This window comes from Oryzihumus sp. JJN4-3R (assembly GCF_057747915.1).
On record NZ_CM173229.1, the window covers coordinates 2,348,070 to 2,369,063 of the forward strand.

General features: G+C 72.3%; 21 protein-coding genes and 1 tRNA gene. 11 read left to right on the forward strand and 11 right to left on the reverse strand.

Going from position 1 to position 20,994, the window contains the following annotated elements; all coding sequences use genetic code 11:
- Positions 1-15 precede the first annotated feature (15 nt).
- From AC3ANM_RS11010 to bar, 4 genes are all read left to right on the forward strand, one after another.
- On the forward strand, positions 16-1,230 hold the full coding sequence (locus AC3ANM_RS11010) for a CaiB/BaiF CoA transferase family protein (protein ID WP_488284455.1): 1,215 nt from the start codon (positions 16-18) through the stop codon (positions 1,228-1,230).
- Positions 1,227-2,717, forward strand: coding sequence for a carboxyl transferase domain-containing protein (locus AC3ANM_RS11015; protein WP_488284456.1), 1,491 nt, complete (start codon positions 1,227-1,229; stop codon positions 2,715-2,717). Before AC3ANM_RS11010 ends, AC3ANM_RS11015 begins: the two co-directional genes overlap by 4 nt.
- Positions 2,718-2,862: 145 nt before the next feature.
- Positions 2,863-3,867: a carbamate kinase gene (locus AC3ANM_RS11020; RefSeq protein WP_488284457.1), complete on the forward strand. Its 1,005-nt coding sequence runs from the start codon at positions 2,863-2,865 to the stop codon at positions 3,865-3,867.
- 5 nt (positions 3,868-3,872) lie between these two features.
- A complete protein-coding gene (bar, locus tag AC3ANM_RS11025) occupies positions 3,873-5,006 on the forward strand; it encodes a barbiturase (protein ID WP_488284458.1) in 1,134 nt (377 codons plus the stop codon).
- Between the two features lie 67 nt (positions 5,007-5,073).
- On the opposite strand, the gene AC3ANM_RS11030 is transcribed toward bar, so the two are convergent.
- Positions 5,074-5,457, reverse strand: coding sequence for a hypothetical protein (locus AC3ANM_RS11030; protein WP_488284459.1), 384 nt, complete (start codon positions 5,455-5,457; stop codon positions 5,074-5,076).
- Positions 5,458-5,619: 162 nt separating this feature from the next.
- On the reverse strand, positions 5,620-6,345 hold the full coding sequence (locus tag AC3ANM_RS11035; RefSeq protein ID WP_488284460.1) for a hypothetical protein: 726 nt from the start codon (positions 6,343-6,345) through the stop codon (positions 5,620-5,622).
- A 104-nt stretch (positions 6,346-6,449) separates the two neighbouring features.
- Between AC3ANM_RS11035 and AC3ANM_RS11040 the strand changes: the two genes are divergently transcribed.
- Positions 6,450-6,971, forward strand: coding sequence for a peptidylprolyl isomerase (locus tag AC3ANM_RS11040; protein WP_488284461.1), 522 nt, complete (start codon positions 6,450-6,452; stop codon positions 6,969-6,971).
- A 32-nt stretch (positions 6,972-7,003) separates the two neighbouring features.
- Positions 7,004-7,867 carry a rhomboid family intramembrane serine protease gene (locus AC3ANM_RS11045; RefSeq protein WP_488284462.1) on the forward strand — a complete coding sequence of 288 codons (864 nt, stop codon included), beginning with the start codon at positions 7,004-7,006 and terminating at the stop codon, positions 7,865-7,867.
- A 239-nt stretch (positions 7,868-8,106) separates the two neighbouring features.
- On the opposite strand, the gene AC3ANM_RS11050 is transcribed toward AC3ANM_RS11045, so the two are convergent.
- Positions 8,107-8,355, reverse strand: a complete 249-nt coding sequence (locus AC3ANM_RS11050; RefSeq protein ID WP_488284463.1) for a cell division protein CrgA — start codon at positions 8,353-8,355, stop codon at positions 8,107-8,109.
- A gap of 94 nt (positions 8,356-8,449) precedes the next feature.
- On the opposite strand from AC3ANM_RS11050, the gene AC3ANM_RS11055 reads away from it, so the two are divergent.
- From AC3ANM_RS11055 to AC3ANM_RS11070, 4 genes are all read left to right on the forward strand, one after another.
- Positions 8,450-9,202, forward strand: a complete 753-nt coding sequence (locus tag AC3ANM_RS11055; protein WP_488284464.1) for a DUF881 domain-containing protein — start codon at positions 8,450-8,452, stop codon at positions 9,200-9,202.
- Positions 9,203-9,306: 104 nt separating this feature from the next.
- Positions 9,307-9,996, forward strand: a complete 690-nt coding sequence (locus AC3ANM_RS11060; protein WP_488284465.1) for a class E sortase — start codon at positions 9,307-9,309, stop codon at positions 9,994-9,996.
- Position 9,997: 1 nt separating this feature from the next.
- Complete coding sequence (locus AC3ANM_RS11065) at positions 9,998-10,201, forward strand: hypothetical protein (protein WP_488284466.1); 204 nt, start codon at positions 9,998-10,000, stop codon at positions 10,199-10,201.
- Positions 10,202-10,211: 10 nt separating this feature from the next.
- The gene (locus AC3ANM_RS11070; protein ID WP_488284467.1) at positions 10,212-10,868 is read left to right on the forward strand and encodes an aminodeoxychorismate/anthranilate synthase component II; all 657 of its coding nucleotides are present in this window, start codon (positions 10,212-10,214) and stop codon (positions 10,866-10,868) included.
- A gap of 2 nt (positions 10,869-10,870) precedes the next feature.
- Here the strand turns inward: AC3ANM_RS11070 and AC3ANM_RS11075 are convergent, their stop codons facing one another.
- From AC3ANM_RS11075 to AC3ANM_RS11110, 8 genes are read right to left on the reverse strand one after another with little or no spacing between them, the layout of a single operon-like run.
- The gene (locus AC3ANM_RS11075; RefSeq protein WP_488284468.1) at positions 10,871-11,836 is read right to left on the reverse strand and encodes a phosphotransferase; all 966 of its coding nucleotides are present in this window, start codon (positions 11,834-11,836) and stop codon (positions 10,871-10,873) included.
- A complete protein-coding gene (pknB, locus tag AC3ANM_RS11080) occupies positions 11,833-13,749 on the reverse strand; it encodes a Stk1 family PASTA domain-containing Ser/Thr kinase (protein ID WP_488284469.1) in 1,917 nt (638 codons plus the stop codon). The genes AC3ANM_RS11075 and pknB overlap by 4 nt, the downstream gene beginning before the upstream one ends.
- On the reverse strand, positions 13,746-15,146 hold the full coding sequence (locus AC3ANM_RS11085) for a protein kinase domain-containing protein (RefSeq protein ID WP_488284470.1): 1,401 nt from the start codon (positions 15,144-15,146) through the stop codon (positions 13,746-13,748). The genes pknB and AC3ANM_RS11085 overlap by 4 nt, the downstream gene beginning before the upstream one ends.
- On the reverse strand, positions 15,143-16,603 hold the full coding sequence (locus tag AC3ANM_RS11090) for a peptidoglycan D,D-transpeptidase FtsI family protein (RefSeq protein ID WP_488284471.1): 1,461 nt from the start codon (positions 16,601-16,603) through the stop codon (positions 15,143-15,145). Before AC3ANM_RS11090 ends, AC3ANM_RS11085 begins: the two co-directional genes overlap by 4 nt.
- Complete coding sequence (locus AC3ANM_RS11095; protein WP_488284472.1) at positions 16,600-17,979, reverse strand: FtsW/RodA/SpoVE family cell cycle protein; 1,380 nt, start codon at positions 17,977-17,979, stop codon at positions 16,600-16,602. The genes AC3ANM_RS11090 and AC3ANM_RS11095 overlap by 4 nt, the downstream gene beginning before the upstream one ends.
- Complete coding sequence (locus tag AC3ANM_RS11100) at positions 17,979-19,247, reverse strand: PP2C family protein-serine/threonine phosphatase (RefSeq protein WP_488284473.1); 1,269 nt, start codon at positions 19,245-19,247, stop codon at positions 17,979-17,981. Before AC3ANM_RS11100 ends, AC3ANM_RS11095 begins: the two co-directional genes overlap by 1 nt.
- Positions 19,248-19,252: 5 nt before the next feature.
- The gene (locus AC3ANM_RS11105) at positions 19,253-19,765 is read right to left on the reverse strand and encodes an FHA domain-containing protein FhaB/FipA (RefSeq protein ID WP_488284474.1); all 513 of its coding nucleotides are present in this window, start codon (positions 19,763-19,765) and stop codon (positions 19,253-19,255) included.
- A 10-nt stretch (positions 19,766-19,775) separates the two neighbouring features.
- Positions 19,776-20,549: an FHA domain-containing protein gene (locus AC3ANM_RS11110; RefSeq protein WP_488284475.1), complete on the reverse strand. Its 774-nt coding sequence runs from the start codon at positions 20,547-20,549 to the stop codon at positions 19,776-19,778.
- A 160-nt stretch (positions 20,550-20,709) separates the two neighbouring features.
- On the opposite strand from AC3ANM_RS11110, the gene AC3ANM_RS11115 reads away from it, so the two are divergent.
- A tRNA-Leu gene (locus tag AC3ANM_RS11115) sits at positions 20,710-20,796 on the forward strand.
- Positions 20,797-20,994 lie beyond the last annotated feature (198 nt).

Consider the following 20,994-nt stretch of genomic DNA (forward strand, 5'->3'; position numbering starts at 1 on the left):
AGGAGGCACACCATCGTGACCGGACCGCTGGACGGCACCACCGTCATCGACCTCACCCGGGCCCTGGCGGGTCCGCACGCCGGGATGATGCTGGGCGACCTCGGTGCCCGCGTCATCAAGGTCGAGACGCCCGGCGGCGGGGACGACACCCGCGGCTGGGGTCCGCCGTTCGTCGGGCCCGAGGACGACCCGATCTCGACGTACTTCCTGTCCTGCAACCGCAACAAGGAGTCGATCACCCTCGACCTCAAGAGCGAGGACGGGGTGGCGACGCTGACCCGGCTGGTCACGCACGCCGACGTCCTGCTGGAGAACTTCCGGCCCGGCGTGCTCGACCGGCTCGGCTTCAGCGTGGAGCGGCTGCACGAGCTCAACCCGCGTCTGGTCATCCTCTCGATCAGCGGCTTCGGCCACGACGGTCCCGAGGGTGGCCGGGCCGGCTACGACCAGATCGCCCAGGGCGAGGCCGGGCTGATGTCGCTGACCGGCCCCGACCCGGACCACCCCACGCGGGTCGGCGTGCCGATCGGTGACCTGCTGGCCGGGATGTACGGCGCCTACGGCGTCGTCGCAGCCCTGCACGAGCGCAACACCACCGGCCGGGGCCGGGTCGTGCGCACCAGCCTGCTCGCGGCCATCGTCGGCGTGCACGCCTTCCAGGGCACCCGCTACACGGTCGCCGGCGAGGTGCCGCGCGCCCAGGGCAACCACCACCCGAGCATCTGCCCCTACGGCCTGTTCTCCTGCGCCGACGGGATGCTGCAGATCGCGGTCGGCAGCGAGGGCCTGTGGCGCAAGCTCTGCGCGGCCTTCGGGCTCGACCCCGACGCCGAGGGCATGGCCACGAACCGCGAGCGGGTCGGCCACCGCGACGCCGTCGTCGACGCCATCAACGCCGCTTTCGCCGACCGGACGCTGGAGGAGCTGCTGCCCGCGCTGGCCGCGGCCGGCATACCGGCTGGTGAGGTGCGCACCCTGGACCGCGTCTACGAGTGGGACCAGACCCGCTCGCAGGGTCTGGTCATCGACGTCGACCACCCGGTGCTCGGCAGCGTCGCGCTGCCCGGGCCGCCGCTGCGGTTCGACGACAACCTGTATGCCGGGGGGCGGGCCGAGCACCTCGCCCCACCATCCCTGGGCCAGCACAACGAGAGCGTGCGGGCCTGGCTCGACGAGCTGGACGCCCAGGATGGCCGGGACGCCCGGGACGCCCGGGACGCGGCGCAGTGACGCGCCGCCTCGGCGCCCGCGAGCTCATCGAGGCCGTCCTCGACGAGGGCAGCTTCGAGAGCTGGGACAGCACGCCCGTGCCGGTCGCCGAGCCGGGCAGTGCGTATGCCGCGGAGCTCGCCGCCGCAGCGGAGAAGGCGGGCACCGACGAGGCCCTCGTCACCGGCTCGGCCCGGCTGCGCGGGCGCAAGGTCGCCGTCGTGCTGGGTGAGTTCCGGTTCCTCGCCGGCTCGATCGGCCGGGCCGCCGCCGAGCGCCTCGTCCTCGCCGTCGAGCGGGCCACGCGCGAGGGGCTGCCGCTCTTCGCCGCCCCCACGTCCGGGGGCACCCGGATGCAGGAGGGCACCAGCGCCTTCGTCGGGATGGTCAAGATCTCCGCGGCCATCGCCACGCACAAGGAGGCCGGGCTCCCCTACATCGTCTACCTGCGCCACCCCACGACCGGCGGGGTCTTCGCCTCGTGGGGCTCGCTCGGGCACGTCACCGTGGCCGAGCCCGGGGCGCTGGTCGGCTTCCTCGGCCCGAGGGTCTACGAGGCGCTCTACGGCTCCCCGTTCCCTGAGGGCGTCCAGACCTCGGAGAACCTCTTCGAGCAGGGGCTGATCGACGCGGTGCTGCCGGTGGAGGCGCTGGCCGACGTGGCCTCCCGCGCCCTCAACGTCCTCATGGCCCCGCGTGAGGACCTGCCGGTGGTCCCCGAGCTGCCCCGGGAGGACCTGCCGGACCTGCCCGCGTGGGAGTCCATCGTGAAGTCGAGGCGTCCCGAGCGGCCCGGCGTGCGTGCCCTGCTCAAGCTCGGCGCCACCGACGTCGTCCCGCTGCACGGCACGGGCCAGGGCGAGCAGGACCCTGGACTGCTCATCGCGCTGGCCCGCTTCGGCGGCGCCCCCTGCGTGGTGCTCGGCCAGGACCGCAGGCACCAGACCTTCGAGCACCCCCTCGGCCCGGCCGGCCTGCGCGAGGCCCGCCGCGGCATGCGCCTGGCCCGGGAGCTGAAGCTGCCGCTGGTCAGCGTCATCGACACCGCCGGCGCAGCCCTGTCCCGGGAGGCCGAGGAGGGCGGGCTGGCCGGCGAGATCGCCCGGTGCCTGTCCGAGCTGGTCATGCTCGACGCCCCGACGGTCTGCCTGCTGCTCGGCCAGGGCACCGGCGGCGGCGCGCTCGCGCTGATGCCGGCCGACCGGGTCATCTGCGCCCAGCACTCCTGGCTGTCCCCGCTGCCGCCCGAAGGCGCCTCGGCGATCCTCTACCGCGACACCGACCATGCCCCCGACCTGGCGGCCTCCCAGGGCGTGCGCTCGCTGGACCTGCTGGGTGAGGGAATCGTCGACCGGATCGTCGCCGAGCACCCCGACGCGGCCGACGAGCCGGCCGACTTCTGCGCCCGGGTCACCCAGGTGCTCCAGCACGAGCTCGCCGAGCTGCTGCGTGCCGACCCCGCCGAACGGCTCGCCGCCCGCCTGGCCCGCTACCGCCGCCTCGGCTGAGGAGCCGGCCACGCGGCATACAAGTGCCAAGAGGCGCGCGGTCATTGGGCAGGGTCTGCCAACGTCAAGGCGGCCGGTCGGTCCGTAGGCTCACCGGCAACCGGTCCGCTCCCGCGGCCGGGCCCCAGCGAAAGCAGGTACGTCCGTGCGGGTCCTCCTCGCCCTCGGCGGCAACGCCATGACGGGGCCTGACGGCAGCGCGACCCCGGAGGCCCAGCGCGCCGCGATCGCCGCCGCCATGGAGTGCGTCGCCGACCTCATCGCCGCCGGCCACGAGGTGGTCATCACCCACGGCAACGGGCCGCAGGTCGGCAACCTCCTGGTCAAGAACGAGCTCGCCGCCACCGTCGTCCCGCCGGTCCCGCTGGACTGGTGCGGCGCCCAGACGCAGGCGACCATCGGCTTCACCGTGATGAACACCCTCGAGGACAGCCTCGCGCGGCGCGGCCTGCCGCGCCCGGTCGCCGCGATCGTGACCCGCACCCGGGTCGACGAGGACGACCCCGGCTTCACCCACCCGACCAAGCCGGTGGGCCGTTTCCTGCCCTACGAGCAGGCCAAGCCGCTGATCGACCACGGCCAGCTGTGGGAGGACCGGGGCGAGAAGGGGTGGCGGCGCATCGTCGCCTCGCCCGAGCCGCGCGAGGTGCTCGAGACCCCGGCCCTGCTGACGCTGCTCGACGCCGGCTACGTCGTCGTCGCCGCCGGCGGGGGCGGCATCCCCGTCGTGCGCGAGGAGGACGGCCGGGTCCGCGGCGTGGAGGCCGTCATCGACAAGGACCTCACGGCCGCGCTGCTCGCCCGCTCCGTCGGGGCCGACGTGCTGGTCATCGCCACCGACGTCGACCACGCCATCAAGGCCTGGGGCACCCCGCAGGCCGAGGCGATCGGCACGGTCAGCCTGGCGCAGATGCGGGCCATCGCGGCCGAGGGGCACTTCGCCAGCGGCTCGATGGGCCCCAAGGTCGAGGCGGCCCTGCGCTTCGTCGAGGCCGGCGGGCCGCGGGCGGTCATCACCGCCCTGGAGCACATCGAGAAGGCCGTGACCGGCGGCTTCGGGACGGTCATCGAGGGCCGCCCCTCCCCCCAGCAGCACCAGAACTCCGCAGAGCACTCCACTGTGCCGAACTCCACCGAACACGAAGGGTGACACCCGTGCCTGATGCCATTGAGGTCCGCAAGGTCCCGATCCACAGCGTGGCCGACGCCTCCGAGCTGGCCAAGCTCATCGACGACGGCGTGATGGAGGCTGACCGCGTCGTCGCCATCATCGGCAAGACCGAGGGCAACGGCGGGGTCAACGACTACACCCGGATCATCGCCGACCGCGCGTTCCGCGAGGTGCTCGTCGAGAAGGGCGCCCCGGCCGAGCAGGTCAAGCAGGTCCCGATCGTGTGGTCCGGCGGCACCGACGGCGTGATCAGCCCCCACGCCACGATCTTCGCCACCGTCGACCCGGCCAAGGCCGTGCAGACCGACGAGCCGCGCCTCACCGTGGGCTTCGCCATGAGCGAGCCGATCCTGCCCGAGGAGATCGGCTACACCGGCATGATCAAGAAGGTCGCCGACGGCGTGAAGGTCGCCATGGAGCGCGCCGGCATCACCGACGTCGCTGACGTGCACTACGTGCAGACCAAGACCCCGCTGCTGACGATCCACACCATCCGCGACGCCAAGGCCCGCGGCAAGCAGGTCTGGACCGAGCACACCCACGAGTCGATGGACCTGTCCAACGGCACCACCGGCCTCGGCATCGCCGTCGCCCTCGGCGAGATCGAGATGCCCTCGGACGAGGACGTCATGCACAACCGCGACCTCTACTCCTCGGTCGCCTCCTGCTCCTCCGGCGTCGAGCTCGACCAGGCGCAGATCGTCGTGGTCGGCAACGCCCGTGGCGTCGGCGGCCGCTACCGCATCGGCCACTCGGTCATGAACGACGCCCTCGACGCCGACGGCATCTGGGCCGCGATCAAGGACGCCGGCCTCGACCTGCCCGAGCGCCCGCACACCAGCGACCTCGACGGCCGCCTGGTCAACGTCTTCCTCAAGTGCGAGGCCAGCCAGGACGGCACCGTCCACGGCCGCCGCAACGCCATGCTCGACGACTCCGACGTGCACTGGCACCGCCAGATCAAGTCCTGCGTCGGCGGCGTCACAGCGGCCGTGACCGGCGACCCGGCGGTCTTCGTCTCCGTCTCCGCCGCCCACCAGGGCCCCGAGGGCGGTGGCCCCGTCGCCGCGATCGTCGACATGGGCGACGAGCCGACCGGTTACACCTGGAACGGCTGAGCCGACACGATTTCCCCGGTATGCCGTGTCCCTCACCTGAAGGCGAGGGACACGGCATACCGGCGTCTCAGGGCCGGCGCGGTCGCAGGACGGCCATGACGAGGATGACCGCGGGGATGACGATGAGGAACTGCACCCGGTTGTAGCGATGGAGCTCGGTCGTCACGTCCACGCCGGCCAGCTCGGCCTCGAGCGCCCCGGGCCGCGACAGGCGCAGGGCGTGGAAGGCAAGCGGCACGTAGTTGAGCGCGACCCCGATCAGCCAGGCGCCGGTGACGCGGGTGAACCCGGCGCGGGCGGTCAGGCACAGGGTGCCGAGGACCATCGGCAGGATAATGCCGGCCACGAACTCGGTGGTGATCAACCGGCGCCGCAGTGGTCGGCCGTGCCTGCCCCACAGGTCGATGGCGGCGAGCCGCTCCACGTCCACGACCCAGCGCATGCGCAGCACGCGTCCATGATCGGGGGTCCACGTCCTCGGGCGGAAGGCGAAAAGCCTGTGGATCAGGGCGATTCGCCGTTTGCGCCCCCATCGGGACACGTCAGGGGCAGGACCGTGCGGTCCTGCCCCTGACGTGGTGCGCCGAAGGCGCTGGGGTGTTGCGGCGCGGCTTCAGTCGCCGGCGCTGGAGCCGCGCACCGTCTTGGCGGTGTCGGCGTTCTCCTCGGCCGCGTCCTCAGCCGAGTCCTTCGTCGTGGCCTCGGGGGCGGTCGCGTCCTTCGGGGCGGTCGGCGAGGGCGCCGGGGCGCTGACCTCGTCCGTCTCCGTCACGCTGGAGGAACGGCCCGCGGCCGGGGCGATGTAGGGCTCCTGCAGCGGCGTGGCCCACGGGTCGTCCTTGGGTGCCGAGCGCTTGAACGCCGCGAACCCGGCGGCCGCCGCGCCGCCGAGGCCGATCAGCAGCAGGAGCTTGCGGCCCCGGCGCTTCGGCTTGGCCACGGCCTCACCCTTGAGGACCAGGGCTGCGTCGCCGCCCCGGGAGACCGCCTCGTCACGGGCGGCCAGGCTCGCCGCCGCCGCGGCCGAGATCGCCTCGGCGATGCGCGGCAGCAGCTCGTCGACGATCTTGTCGCGGGCGCTGTCCACCCGCGGTGCGAGCTCCTGCACGCTCTTCTCCAGCTTGGGGGCCGCGACCTCGATGCCGTGCTCGACGCGCGGCTTGGCCCAGTCGCGGGCGGCGTCCACGCGCGGCTTGCCCCAGTCGCGTGCCACCTCCGCGGCATGCTCCACGGCGGGAACCAGCCGCTCGCGGATCTGCTCCGCGGTCGACGCCGACAGCTCCTGGGCCTGGGCGACCTTGTCCTTGGCCTGCTCGGTCTTGCTCTTCGTCCGGAACACGAGTCCTCCTCGAAACGGTGACCAGGTCCAACCGTTACCCATCCTGCCTTGTCGTCACCGCAGACGCCCACCGGGTCCGCCAGATCGCGTGCGAGGATGACGCCATGAACGTCACGCTGCACACCAACCACGGCGACATCAACGTCACCCTCTACCCGGACCACGCCCCCAAGACGGTCCAGAACTTCGTCGGCCTGGCCAAGGGCGAGAAGGACTACAACGACGACGCGGGCCGCACGAACCCGACGCCGTTCTACGACGGGCTGACGTTCCACCGGATCATCCCCGGCTTCATGATCCAGGGTGGCTGCCCGACCGGCACCGGCACCGGTGGCCCGGGCTACAACTTCGACGACGAGATCAGCCCCGCTGTCGACTTCACCGCCCCCTACAAGCTCGCCATGGCCAACGCCGGCAAGCGCATGGGCAAGGGCACCAACGGCTCGCAGTTCTTCATCACCGTCGCGCCCACGACGTGGCTGCAGGGCAAGCACACGATCTTCGGCGAGGTCGCCGACGGCCCGAGCCGCGAGGTCGTCGACACGATCGCCGCCGTGCCGACGGGCGCGATGGACAAGCCGGTCGAGCCGGTCGTCATCGAGCGCGTCACCGTCCAGGACGCCTGAGAGGCGACCACACGGTGGCTGAGGACACCCCCATGCCCGAGCCCGCGGCATACCAGCAGGCGCCGGTCTGCCCGCGGCATCCCGACCGGGTGTCCTACGTCAGCTGCCAGCGCTGCGGCCGGCCCGCCTGCCCCGAGTGCCAGCGGCCGGCCGCAGTCGGCATCCAGTGCGTCGACTGCGTGCGCGAGGGCGCCCGCACGACCCGTATGCCGCGCACGCAGATGGGCGGCCGGGTCACCGACGGTCGCCCCGTGGTGACCCTGACGATCATCGGCATCTGCGTCGCCGCCTGGCTGCTCCAGCAGGTCGACCCGTCGTTGACCGGGCGCTTCGCGTTCGTCCCGGCCTACGGGGAGGTCGAGCCCTACCGCTTCCTCTCCGCGGCCTTCCTACACGGGCCGATCTTCCACATCGGCTTCAACATGTACGCCCTGTGGGTGGTCGGCAGCTACCTCGAGCCGCTGCTCGGCCGCCTCCGCTTCGGCGCGCTCTACCTCGTGAGCGCGATCGGCGGCTCGGTCGGCTCCCTGCTGCTCGCGACCCCGGCGATCGCCCCGAACGCCGGCTGGCTCGTCCCCAGCGTCGGCGCCTCCGGGGCCGTCTTCGGGCTGTTCGGGGCGCTGCTGGTGCTCAACCGCCACCTCGGCCGCCCCACCGGCGGGATCTGGGTGATCCTCGTGATCAACGCCGCGATCGGCTTCACCCCGGGCATCGCCTGGCAGGCCCATCTCGGCGGCTTCGTCACCGGCCTGGCCTGCTCGCTGATGCTCGTGGCCACGTCCGGGCAGCCCCGCCGCCGCTGGCAGGTGCCGCTGCTGGCCGGGGTGCTGGTGCTGCTCGTGGCGGCCGCGGTCGTGAAGTACGCCGGCGTCGCCCCGCAGTTCCTGCCGGCCTGACCAGGCTTACACCGATGTCATTTTCCCCAAGGTGGGGAAAGGTCTGTGGACAACCGGGCGGCCCCCCGTGGACAACCTGGGGGAAACGTGGGGACCGTCATCCCGAGGACCCTGTGGAAAACCGTGGGGACAACTCGCGGGAATCGGCTCTGACCTGCACAGACGGCAGGGCCGGACCCCTGTGGGTAAGGGGGCCGGCCCTGTGGACAGCGGCGCGCTGGCCGCTGTGGATGGACGCGTCAGCGCCAGCGCATCGTCATGCCGAAACCGCCGAGGATCAGGCCGATGCCCACGAGGAGGTTCCAGTAGCCGATCTTGGGCACCGGGTAGCCACCCTGGGTCACGTAGAAGGTGACGATCCACAGCAGGCCGACCACGAACAGGGCGACCATGACGGGCGCGAACCAGGCCGGGTTGCCGACCGGTGCTGCGGCCTTGCGCTGGGGCGGGGTGTAGGTCGCCTTGGCACGACCCTTGGACTCCGGCACCGGGCACTCCTTGCTGTTGCAGGTTCGGGAAGATTTGTGCAATAGCGTAGACGAGCACACGCGCGCATGACGGCACCGGCGAAGGGAGGAGCCCGTGGCGAGGCTGTCACCCTGGCTGACCCGCCGGCCGACCCGGTGGTCCTTCCTGGTGCCCGTCGTCGGCGTCGCCGCCGGCCTGCTCTTCGCGACCAGCGCCCAGACGGCCCGGGGCACGGACCTGCGCACCAGCGGCCGCACCGACCTCGCCGACGTCATCAGGGTCCAGGCCCGGGCCAACCAGGCCCGGCAGGAGGCCGTGCAGTCCCTGCGCTCCCAGGTGGAGCAGCTGACCCAGCAGTCCGCTCCCGGCAACAGCGCGATCACCCGGCTGCAGCAGCAGGCCCAGACCCTCTCCCCCATGGCCGGCACGTCGGCCGTGCGCGGCCCGGCGATCACCGTCACCCTCAACGACGCCAAGCGCAGCGCCGCCTCGCTGCCGCAGGGCTTCACCGCCGACGACATCGTCGTGCACCAGCAGGACGTGCAGGGGGTCGTCAACGCCCTGTGGGCCGGCGGCGCCGAGGCGATGATGCTTCAGGACCAGCGGGTCATCTCCACCAGCGCGGTGCGATGCGTCGGCAACACCCTGATCCTGCAGGGCCGGGTCTACTCCCCGCCGTACGTCATCCGCGCGATCGGCGACGTGCAGGGGATGCAGCAGTCCCTGGACACCAACCCGACGATGCGCATCTACCGGCAGTACGTCGACGTGCTCGGGCTCGGCTACGACGTCCGCACCAGCCCCGTCGCGACGTTCCCGGCCTACACCGGGTCCACGTCCCTGACCCACGCGAGCGTGCCCCGATGACGCTGACCCGTGCCGAGCGCCGCGCCCGCGACCGTGACCCCGGTAGATCCGGTAGATCCGGTAGATCCGGTCGGTCCGGTCGAACCAGCCGCCCTGCCCCGACGATGAGCCGGGCCAGCCGGGTCGTCGGCGTCCTCGGCGAGCTGCTGATCACCCTCGGTCTCGTGGTGCTGCTCTTCGTCGGCTGGCAGCTGTGGTGGACCGACGTCACCGCCGACCGCGCGCAGGCCCAGACGATCCAGACCCTGGAGCGCGACTTCGGCCACAGCCCGGGAGTGGGCGACGCCAACGTCACGCCCAAGGCGGTCCCGTTCGGCAAGGCCTTCGCGATCATGCGCATCCCGCGCTTCGGGTCCTCCTACGCCCGGCCGATCCTCGAGGGCACCAACCACGACGTCCTCACCCAGGGCATCGGGCACTACGCGGGCACCGCGATGCCCGGCCAGGTCGGCAACTTCGCCGTTGCCGGTCACCGGACGACCTACGGCAAGCCGTTCACCGACATCAACACCCTGCGTGCCGGCGACGTGATCATCGTCGAGACCCGCAGCGCCTACGTCGTCTACTCCGTGCAGCGCCACGTCATCGTCACCCCCGACCACGTCGAGGTGGTCGCGCCGGTGCCGCAGCACCCGGGCACGAAGCCGACGGAGGCGATGCTGACGATGACCGCGTGCCACCCCAAGTTCAGCGCAGCGCAGCGCTACGTGGTCTTCGCCAGGCTGCTGCGCACGATCCCCCGCGCGGACGGCATACCGCCCTCGTTGCTCGCCGTCCCCGGAAAGGCGGCCTGAGATGTACGGACCGCTGTGGCGCGCCCTGATGGGCCCGTGGCCGATGAAGCTGCTGCAGGCGGTGCTGCTGGCGCTCGGCTTCGTCGCCGTGTGCTTCATGTGGCTGTTCCCGCTCGTGGCCGACCACCTGCCGTTCAACGACAACACGGTCACCACGACCGCGCCGGCCGCGCCCCAGACCCCCGAGACCACCCCTGCACCGTGAGGCACCCCGCATGACCCCCCGCATCCTCGTCGTGGACAACTACGACAGCTTCGTCTTCACCATCGTCGGCTACCTCAGCCAGCTCGGCGCCGACTGCGAGGTCGTGCGCAACGACGCGATCAGCCCCGGGGCCGCCGCGGAGTTCGACGGCGTCCTCGTCTCGCCCGGGCCGGGCACGCCAGAGGAGGCGGGGGTGTCGATGGCGATGATCGAGGCCTGCGCAGGGCGCGAGCAGCCGATGCTCGGGGTCTGCCTGGGCCACCAGGCGCTCGGGGTCGTCTTCGGCGCCACGGTCGGGCGGGCGCCGGAGCTGCTGCACGGCAAGACCTCGGCGGTCGAGCACGACGGCACCGGGGTCCTGGCGGGGCTCCCGTCGCCGTTCACGGCCACCCGCTACCACTCGCTCACCATCGAGCCCCCGACGCTGCCCGACGTGCTGCTGGCCAACGCCCGCACCGCCTCGGGGGTCATCATGGCCGTCCGCCACGCCACGCTGCCGCTGCACGGCGTGCAGTTCCACCCCGAGAGCGTGCTGACGCAGGGTGGGCACCGGCTGCTGGCCAACTGGCTGGTGACCTGCGGCCTGCCCGACGCCGTCGAGCGCTCGGCCGGCCTCAGCCCGCTGGTCCACGACGCCGCCGCGGTCGCACGGCTCGTCGCCGGCTGACCTCAGTCGGCGAGGACCTCCTCGAGCCAGCCGCGCACGGGGAAGTCGTGCTCCTCGTGCGCCTCGACCGGGGCGGCGTCCAGGGCTGAGCGCCACACCAGGGCGCGGGTGACCCGGCCGGTCCGACGGGCCAGCTCCACCTGCCGGACCAGCGTGGCGCGGTCCGCGACGTCGGTGAACGGCTCGAGGTAGGCGTCCCGGACCCGGAGCACCCGTGGGTCGGTGAGGCCGATGCCACCGTGGTGCGCCAGGGAGTTCAGGGTCGCCAGCATCGTGCCGAACGGGTGGCCCACGGACGCATCACCCCAGTCGATGATGCGCGAGGTGGCCGCGGATCCGCCCCAGCACACGTTGTTGGCATGCAGGTCGTCGTGCTGCAGGGTCGTCGTCAGGCCGTCCGCGGCGAGCTCCGCGCACCACTGCCGGTATGCCGTGAGGCGCAGTCCCAGCGCCTCCCGGGCTGACGGGGTCAGACCGCCCCGGGCCGGATCCACCGCCGCCAGCTCGGCCACCAGGGACTCCAGCAGGTGCGGCAGGGTCGCCGGGGAGCGCTCCGGGACCCCGGCGGCGAGCAGCTCCTCCCGGTGGGCGGCCAGCGCGAGCTGCGCAGCGGCATACCGCGGGAGGAGCTCCTCCCAGACCGGCCACTGCTCCGTGGCCGGCACCGTGGCGCGCAGCGTGGGCCCGGCGTCCAGGCTCAGCGACCAGCCCCGGTCCTCGTCCACGGCAAGGACCTGGGGCGTGAGGCCCGGGGCCAGGCGCTGGAGCAGCCGCAGCAGCCCCGGCTCCTGGGCGGTGCCCACGCCGTTGGCCTTGAACCAGACCCGTCCCGCGTCGGTGTCGAAGACCGTGGCCGAGGACCACGCCCGGGCGTGGACCGTCACCCCGGCGGAGGCGAGCCTCAGACCGGCCTCGCGGGCCCGCCCGTCGACCCAGTCCAGGATCTCGGGCGAGCCCGCGACGGTCACTGGCCCTGACCCTGCCCGGTACCCGTGGTCTGCGTCGTCGGCAGCGGGATCGGTGAGGTCGACGTGGAGGTGTCGCTCGGTGCCGGCGACGTCTCGCTCGGCTTCGGCTGGGCCTGGGAGACCACGAGCTTGATGGTCGTGCCGGCATCGACCGTCTCGCCGACGTGGTTCTGGTCCAGGACGGTGCCCTCGGGCTGGTCGCTCGGCTGGAACTCGGTCTTGGTCTGCAGCCCCAGGTCGCTGAGGATCCGCTGGGCGTCGCCCAGGGTCTTGTTGCGCACGTCGGGCACCTGCACCCGGCCGCTGGCGACCTTGATGTTGACCGAGCTGCCGGAGTCCACCGAGGTGCCGGCGGCGGGGTCGGTGCTGATGACCTTGCCGGCGGCCACGCTGGAGTCGTCGACCTTGGTGACCTTGCCGACCTTGAGGCCCTGGTCCTGGATCGTCTGCTTGGCGGAGTCCTCGGTGAAGCCGGTGACGTCGGGGACGTCGACCTGGCCCGGGCCGCTGGAGACGCTGATGGCCACCGTGGAGCTCTTGTCCACCATGGAGCCGGCCGGGGGGTTCTGGTCGAAGACGGTGCCCTTGGGGGCGTCGTTGTTGGCCTGGGTGACCTGCACCTTCAGGCCCTGGGCGCTCAGGCGCGCCTCGGCGGTGGCCTGCGGCAGCGTGACCACCGAGGGCACCTTGACCTGCTGGGCGGCCGCCTGGCCGCCCCCGAAGAGGCTCTTGCCGGCGAAGGCGACCAGGAGCAGGGCGGCGATCACCGCGGCGATAAGGAGGGCGTAGGACGCGGCGTGCCGCTTGCGCGGCTCGGCGTCGGGGTCGTGGCCGATCGCGGGCAGCCCGGCGGTGTTGTCGCCCCCGCCGCGCCCGGCGCGGGTGGCGGCCGCTCCCGCGGCACCGGCAGCACCGGCGGCGACCGGCCGGGTCATGGCCTGCGTGGGTTCCGCGCCCCGGGACAGCAGCTCGGTCGGCTCGGCGCCGGCCAGCGCGGCGGCGCCCCCGGCCAGGCCGGCGGCCGTCCCCAGCGCCGCGGCGCTGATGGGGCTCCCGGTGCGGGCCGCGGCCAGGTCGGCGCGGAACTCCGATGCGCTCTGGTAGCGGGCCTCCCGGTCCTTGACCAGGGCGTGCAGCACCACGGCGTCGAGCTCGGGGCTGACCGCCGGGTTGTGCACCGACGGGGGCTGGGGCGTCTCGCCCACGTGCTGGTAGGCGATGGCGACCGGGGAGTCGCCGACGAACGGGGCGCGGCCGGTGAGCAGCTCGTAGAGCATGCAGCCGGTGGAGTACAGGTCGGAGCGGGCGTCGACCTGCTGGCCCTGCGCCTGCTCCGGCGAGAGGTACTGCGCGGTGCCGATGACCGCCTGCGTCTGGGTCATCGTGGCCGCGGTGTCGGCGACGGCGCGCGCGATACCGAAGTCCATGACCTTGACGTCACCGTGCTCGGTGACCATGACGTTGGCGGGCTTGATGTCGCGGTGGACGATGCCCATCCGGTGGGAGTACTCCAGGGCCGCGAGGACGCCCTCGGTGAGGTGGCAGGCCACCACCGGGTCCATCGCGGCGTGCTCCTGGTCGTTGAGCAGCTGGCGCAGGGTCTTCCCGGTGACGCGCTCCATGACGATGTAGGGCACCGACATGCTGGCCCCGGCATAGTCGACCGTGTGGTCCTCGCCGGAGTCGTAGACCGCGACGATCGCCGCGTGGTTGAGGCCGGCGGCGGACTGGGCCTCACGGCGGAACCGGGCCAGGAAGGTGTGGTCCCGGGCCAGGTCGGAGCGCAGCATCTTGATCGCCACGGCGCGACCGAGCCGGGTGTCGTGGCCGGCGTGGACCTCGGCCATGCCGCCGCGACCGATCAGCTCGCCGACCTCGTAGCGGCCGCCGAGCAGCCGTGGTGTGGCAGTCACTTCTTGCCCTTCTTCTTGTGCCCGCCGGCGGCCTGCTGGTCATGCGTGGTGTTCTGCGCCGGGGCGGGTGAGGAGCTCGTGGCCGGTGCAGGACCGGCCACCATCAGGATGATGACGGCGTTGGCCGGCACCGCCCCCGTGGGGCTCATGGCCAGCACCGTGCCGGCCGGCTTGTCCGAGGCCTGGGTGCGGGCGGAGACCTGGTAGCCCAGGCTCTCCAGGGCCCGCCTGGCGTCCTCCACCGGCTGCCCCACGTAGGCGCCCGCCGAGAGCACGGTGGCCGGCCGCGTCGCACTGGCCGACGGGGTGGGGCGGGTGGCCGGCGTGGCCGAGCCGTCCGACCCGCACCGGGACAGCGACACGGCGAGGATGATGACCGCCAGCGCGCCCAGGCCCCAGACGGCCGGACGCTTGCGCACCCGTGAGGTGACCGCCCGGCCCTGCCGGCCGAGCGCCGCCATGGGGGCCACGGGGGTGATGCTCGTCGGCGGCCCGCCGTGGCGGTCCGGCTGGGCGATGGACGTGGCCATGACGGCCGTCTGGTCCATCGCCGAGGGCGGGGTGGCCGTCGACATGATGGGTCCGGAGACCGGCACGCCGAGCTCCTCGGCGATGGCCGCGGCGCTGACCGGCCGGTCGGCCGGGTCCTTGGCCAGGCAGGCGGTGATCAGGCCGCGCAGCGGCTCGGTCACCTCGTCGGGCAGCGGCGGCGGCGGGTCGTTGACCTGGGCCAGAGCCGTCGCCACCGGCGTCTCGGCGTCGAAGGGGCGTTTCCCGGTGAGCATCTCGTGCCCGACGATGCCCAGGGCGTAGATGTCGCTGGAGGGGGTGGCCGGCTCGCCCATGGCCTGCTCGGGCGAGATGTACTGCGCCGTGCCCATGACCTCGCCGGTCTTGGTGATGGCCGAGCCGTGCAGCGCCCGCGCGATGCCGAAGTCGGTCAGCTTGGCCATGCCGTCCGGCGTGACCATGATGTTGGCCGGCTTGACGTCGCGGTGAACGAAGCCGCTCTGGTGGGCGACCTCGAGGGCTGCGGCGGCCTGGCCGAGCAACGAGGCGGCCTCGTCGTCGCCGAGGGGTCCGCGCTCGTTGATCACCTTCGACAGCGGCTCACCGCGCACGAGCTCCATCACGAGGTAGGACGCGCCGTCCTCCTCGCCGTAGTCGTGGACGGTGGCGATGTTGGGGTGGGCCAGCGCCGCGCTGTTGCGGGCCTCGGCCCGGAACCGGTCGACGAACTGGCTGTCGCCGGTGTAGCCCTGGCGCAGCAGCTTGATGGCCACGGTGCGGCCCAGGACGCCGTCGGTGGCCTCCCAGACCTCGCCCATGCCACCGCCGGCGATCCGGTCGGTGAGGGTGTAGCGGTTGCCCAGGACCGACCCGCTGCCCACGCTCATCGGTTGACCACCGACTCGATGACCTGCCGGGCGATCGGCGCGGCGACCTTGCCACCGAAGGCCTCGTTGCCGGCGCGCCCGCCGTCCTCGACGACGACCGCGACGGCGATCTGCGGGTGGTCGGCCGGGGCGAAAGCGGTGAACCAGGCGTGCGGTGCGAGCCCCTCGCCGTGCTCGGCGGTGCCGGTCTTGCCGGCCACGCTGACCCCGGGGATCTGAGCCGCGGTGGCCGTGCCGCCCTGCACGACCGACTCCATCATGCGCGTCAGCCGCGCGGCGACGTCGGGGCTCACGGCCTGCGACAGCTGTTCAGGAGAGGTCTCTTCGATGACATCCAGGTCCGCACTGCGCACATCCTTGACGAGATAGGGCCGCATGACGACGCCCTTGTTGGCGATCGCCGCGCTCACCATCGCCATCTGCAGCGGGGTGACGCGCACGTCGTACTGCCCGATGGCCGCCTGCGCGGTCTGGGGGCGGTTGAGCTGGTCCGGGACGTGGCTGGGCGTGACCCGCATGGGGACGCTCAGGGAGTCGCCGAAGCCGAACTTCGCTGCCTGGGCGCGCAGGGCGTCGGCCCCGAGCTTCATGCCGAGGCCACCGAAGGAGGAGTTGCAGGAGCGCTGGAGGGCCACCAGCAGCGTCGACTTCCCGCCGGGACCGCACGGCAGGCGGTCGTCGTTGGGCAGCGTGGCGTTGGCGGTGTCCGGGAGCTTCAGGACGGCCGGGCCGGGGATCTCGCTGTCCTCGGTGTAGGCACCGGAGGAGAGGGCAGCCGCCGCCGTGACCAGCTTGAACGTCGAGCCGGGCGGGTAGAGGTTGCCGGCGATCGCGCGGTTGACGGCCGGGTCGCCCGGGGCGTTGTTGATCTTCTCCCACGCCTTGGACACCGTGCCCAGGTCGTGGCTGGCGAGCGGGCTGGGGTCGTACTGCGGGTGGCTCACCATCGCCAGGATCGCGCCGGTCGAGGGGTCGAGGGCGACGACGGCACCGCGCTGGTCGCCCAGGGCCTCGTCGGCAGCCTTCTGCGCGCGCGGGTCGATGGTCAGCTCCAGGCTGGCGCCGCTGGGTACCTTGCCGGTGACCATGTCGACGATGCGCCGGTAGAAGAGCTTGTCGGACTGGCCCGACAGCAACGCGTCATCGGCGCCCTCGAGGCCACCGCCGGCGCCGTAGGTGAAGGAGTAGTAGCCGGTCACCTGGGAGTACAGCTTGGCCGAGGGGTAGGTGCGCAGCCACTTCAGCTGGTCCTTGGACGGCACCGACCGGGCGATCGGGGAGCCCCCGACGAGGATGGCGCCGCGCTCGCGGGCGTAGCTGGCCAGCAGGGTGCGCCGGTTGCTGGGCCGGTCCTGCAGGTCCTTGGCCGTGACGAACTGGATCCACGTCGTGGCGATGAGCAGCGAGGCGAACAGCGCCGCCACGATGAAGGACAGCCGGCGGATGGGGGCGTTCATCGGAGCTTCACCACTTCGGTCGCCTCGGACGAGAGCGTCGACACCGGCGCGGACTCCGCGACCGGGCGCCGGGCCTGGTCGCTGATCCGCAGCAGCAGCGCCAGCAGCGCCCAGTTGGCCAGCAGCGAGGAGCCGCCGTAGGACAGGAACGGCATCGTCAGGCCGGTCAGCGGGATGACCCGGGTGACGCCGCCGACGACGACGAAGCACTGCAGCGCCATCGAGAACGACAGGCCGGTCGCCAGCAGCTTGCCGAAGCCGTCGCGCACGCCCAGGGCCGTGCGCAGGCCGCGCTCGACGATGAGGACGTAGAGCATCAGCAGCGCGAACAGGCCGAACAGGCCGAGTTCCTCGCCCATGCTCGGGTAGATGAAGTCGCTCTCGGCGAAGTAGGTGAAGTTGGGGTGGCCGCGACCCAGGCCGGTCCCGAAGAGCCCGCCACTCGCCATACCCATCAGGCCCAGGACGAGCTGGTCGCTGACCTGCAGCGCCTGCTGGGAGAACGGGTGCAGCCACAGCAGCACGCGCTGGCGGAGGTGGTTGAACAGCAGGTAGGCGACGTAGGCGCCGAAACTGAACAGGACCAGGCCGATGGCGACCCACGAGCGCCGCTCGGTGGCGACGTAGATCATCGCCACGAACAGGCCGAAGAACAGCAGCGAGGAGCCCAGGTCGCGCTCGAAGACCAGCACGAGCACGCTGACGAGCCAGGCGATGAGGATCGGCCCGAGGTCGCGTGGGCGCGGGAACGCGATGCCGACGAAGCGCTTGCCGACCAGCGAGAGCACGTCACGGGTCTGCACGAGGTAGCCGGCGAAGAACACCGTGAGGGTGATCTTGGCCAGCTCACCGGGCTGGAAGCTGAACGGCCCCAGGCCGATCCAGATCCGGTTGCCGTTGATGTTGCGGCCGAGGCCCGGCACCAGCGGCAGCAGGAGCAGGCCGATGCTCGCGGCCATCGCCGTGAAGGTGAACCGGCGCAGCTGGCGGTGGTCGCGCAGCAGGATGATGACCGCGATGGCGATGATGACGCCCAGCGCGCTCCACGTGAGCTGCTTGAGCGCCATGCCGCCGCCGGTGCGCTCGTGGGCCAGGTCGAGCCGGTGGATCATCACCAGGCCCAGGCCGTTGAGCAGCGTGCCGATGGGCAGCAGCAGCGGGTCGGCGTAGGGCGCCCGCCAGCGCAGCACGAGGTGGAAGCCGCCGCCGAGGACGAGGAAGCCCAGGCCGTAGCCGAGCAGGTCCGGCGGGAAGGTGCCCTGCACGGCCAGGCCCACGTTGAGGTAGGCCATCATCACGATGAAGATGGCGAGCAGCAGCAGCGCCAGCTCGACGTTGCGGCGGCTGCGGGGGACGAACGAGGTGACCGTGGACATCAGGACGCGGCGCCGCAGCTCTGGCCCTTGGCCTTCAGGGCCTGGCACCGCTGGGCCTCGGTGCGCAGGTCGTCGACGATCTTCTCCGCGGCGGTCAGGTTGTCGGCGGTGAACGTGGAGTCGACCTTGCCCCGGTAGTAGTCGGGCAGGTTGGTGACGGAGACGTCGGTGGAGCTCTGGACGTGGGAGAGCTTGATCGGGCCGATGTCCTGGGACACCCCCTGGTAGATCGCCACGAAGCCCTGGTGCTCACCGACGAAGTACTGCCGCTGCGACCAGTCGTATGCCGCGTAGCCGCCTCCCAGCACCACGGCCAGGATGAGCAGGATCAGCCCACCCCGCCGCAGCCAGCGCCGGGCTCCTTTGGGCCCCTCCTCGGCGAGGGTGACGTCGTCGTCCTGGTCCTCCTCCTCACCGGCGGCGGTGCGGCTGAGGGCGGCCGCCTTGGCGGCGGGGGTCTGCGGCAGCGCGCGGGTGCTGGTCGCCTCCCGCTCGGCGGCGGCGCCGACGATCTGCGGGATCGTCGAGGGCGCCTCGGCGCGGTCCATGTCGACGACGTCGCCGATGATCACGGTGACGTTGTCCGGGGCACCGGCCTTGAGGGCCAGCTCGATCAGCCGGTCGGCGGTGCGGTCGGGGTCCATGCCGTCGGCCATGACCTCGGCGATGGTGTCGCGGGCGACGAAGTCCGACAGGCCGTCGGAGCAGATCATGTAGCGGTCGCCGGGGCGCGCCTCGCGCAGCGACAGGTCGGGCTCGTCGTCGGGCTGCCCGGTGAGCACGCGCGTGACGATGGAGCGCTGCGGGTGGTGCTCGGCCTCCTCGGCGGAGATCCGGCCCTCGTCGACCAGGCTCTGGACGAAGGAGTGGTCCTTGGTGATCTGGGCCAGCGTGCCCTCGCGCAGCAGGAACGCGCGGGAGTCGCCGATGTGGGCCATCGCCAGCTTGTTGCCGGTGCGCAGCAGCGCGATGACCGTGGTGCCCATGCCCCGCAGCTCGGGGTTGTCGTGGACGGAGCGCTCGAGGGCGTCGTTGGCGGCCCGCAGCCGGGTGGCCAGCAGCTCCAGCGCGTCGTCGCCGCCGTGGGACTCCCCGTCGAGCTCCACCAGCTCGCCGATGGTCAGCGAGGAGGCCACGTCTCCTCCGGCGTGGCCCCCCATCCCGTCTGCGAGGACGAGCAGGTGTGGACCGGCATAACCCGAGTCCTGGTTGACGGAGCGGACGAGCCCGACGTCCGAGCGTGCGGCATACCGCAGGGCGATGGCCATCGGACCTACTTTCGCAACTCGAGGACGGTCTTGCCGATCCGCAGGGTCGTGCCGACCGTCACCGGCGTGGGGGTGCTGAGCCGGTTCTGACCGAGGAAGGTGCCGTTGGTGGAGCCGAGGTCCTCGACGTACCAGCCGTCACCGTCCTGGTAGATCCGGGCGTGCCGTCCGGAGGCGAAGTCGTCGTCGAGCACGAGGGTGCACTCGGGGTTGCGCCCGATGAGCACCCCGGAGCCCTTGAGCGACAACGTCGTCCCGGCCAACGGGCCTTCCGTGACGGCGAGGTTAGCCGGGACCCGGCGGGCGGCGGCACGCGAGGCACGGCTGGGTGCCTCCTGCGCCTTGGCCGGGGCCGGCTGACGGTTGGTGCGGGCCTTGGGCTTGACCGGGGCCTTGCCGCGGCTGAGCACGCGCGTGCCGTAGAGGTCGCCGCGCAGGACGCCGACGATGCTGAACACGAAGACCCAGAGCAGGATCAGCAGCCCGAGGCGGACCACGGTGAGGGTGAGCTCGCTCATCGCCGGACCGTCACCGCCGACTCGAGTGGAAGGTGATGTTGGTGCGTCCCAAGGTGATGCGATCCCCGTCCTCGAGGCGTTGGCTGGTGATGCGGTCGCCGGCCACGAACGTGCCGTTGGTGGAGCTGAGGTCGCGGATGCTCGACACGAGGTGCGGGCCGTCGCTGGTCACGCGGATCTCGCTGTGCTGGCGGGAGATCCCCGGGTCGTCGAGGACCACGTCGGCGGAGTCGTCGCGGCCGAGCACGGTGATCGGGCCCATCAGCGGGTAGCGGTCGCCGTCGATCTCCAGCCACGGGCGGTCCGAGGGGTTGGCGCGCGGGGCGGGCGTCGGGGCCGGCGCCGCCTGCACCGCGGTCGCGCCCGGGCTCGCCGGGGCGGGGGTGCTCGGGGCGGCCGGGGCCGGGCGCGCTGCCTTGGCCGTGGAGGTGCGCAGCCGGAACACGCCGGTCTCGAGGTCCTCGTGCGCGGTGAAGTGCACCTGGATCGGGCCGCCGGGCGTGTAGTGCTGGGAGTCGGCGTGCTCCTGAGCCGAGGCGACCAGCTCGTCGGACAGGGCGTCCGAGAAGCTGGCCAGGCGCTCGTGGTCGGAGTCGCTGAGCTCGACCGTGTAGATGTTGGGCACGAAGGTGCGGCCGTGGCCGAGCACCGCGCCCTTGTCGTCCATGGCCCGGCGGATCGCCGCGGCGATCTCGACCGGCTGTACCTCCGACTTGAACGCCCGGGCGAAGGCGCCATTGACCGCTCGCTCGAGGCGTTGCTCAACGCGATCGAACAGTCCCACGTGATTCCTCCTCCGGCTAGGCGGGTCCGATCGTAGCCGCCACCGATGTGTGCAGCGTCCCCCGTGCTAGCCTGTGGCGCTTCCTGGAGGCGGTAAGAGAGCGTGGCGGAACGTCCCGATTTGGGATTTCGGCCGTCTCTCCGACACACTAGGTGAGCGCGCGCGAGTGGCGGAATAGGCAGACGCGCACGGTTCAGGTCCGTGTGCCCGAAAGGGCGTGGGGGTTCAACTCCCCCCTCGCGCACCACACCACGAAGGGGTCGCCGGAAGGCGGCCCCTTCGTCGTTTCCGGATAGTTGTCATCTGCCCTGTGACCACCTCGCCCGCACCCCGAGGCCGCGCACCAACGCGACGAACCCGTCACCGACGATGAGGGCCACCTCACGTGCGTCGGCCGCGGCCCTGGGGCGGTGGGTCCCGGTACGGCCGGTCAGAGTGACCCGGT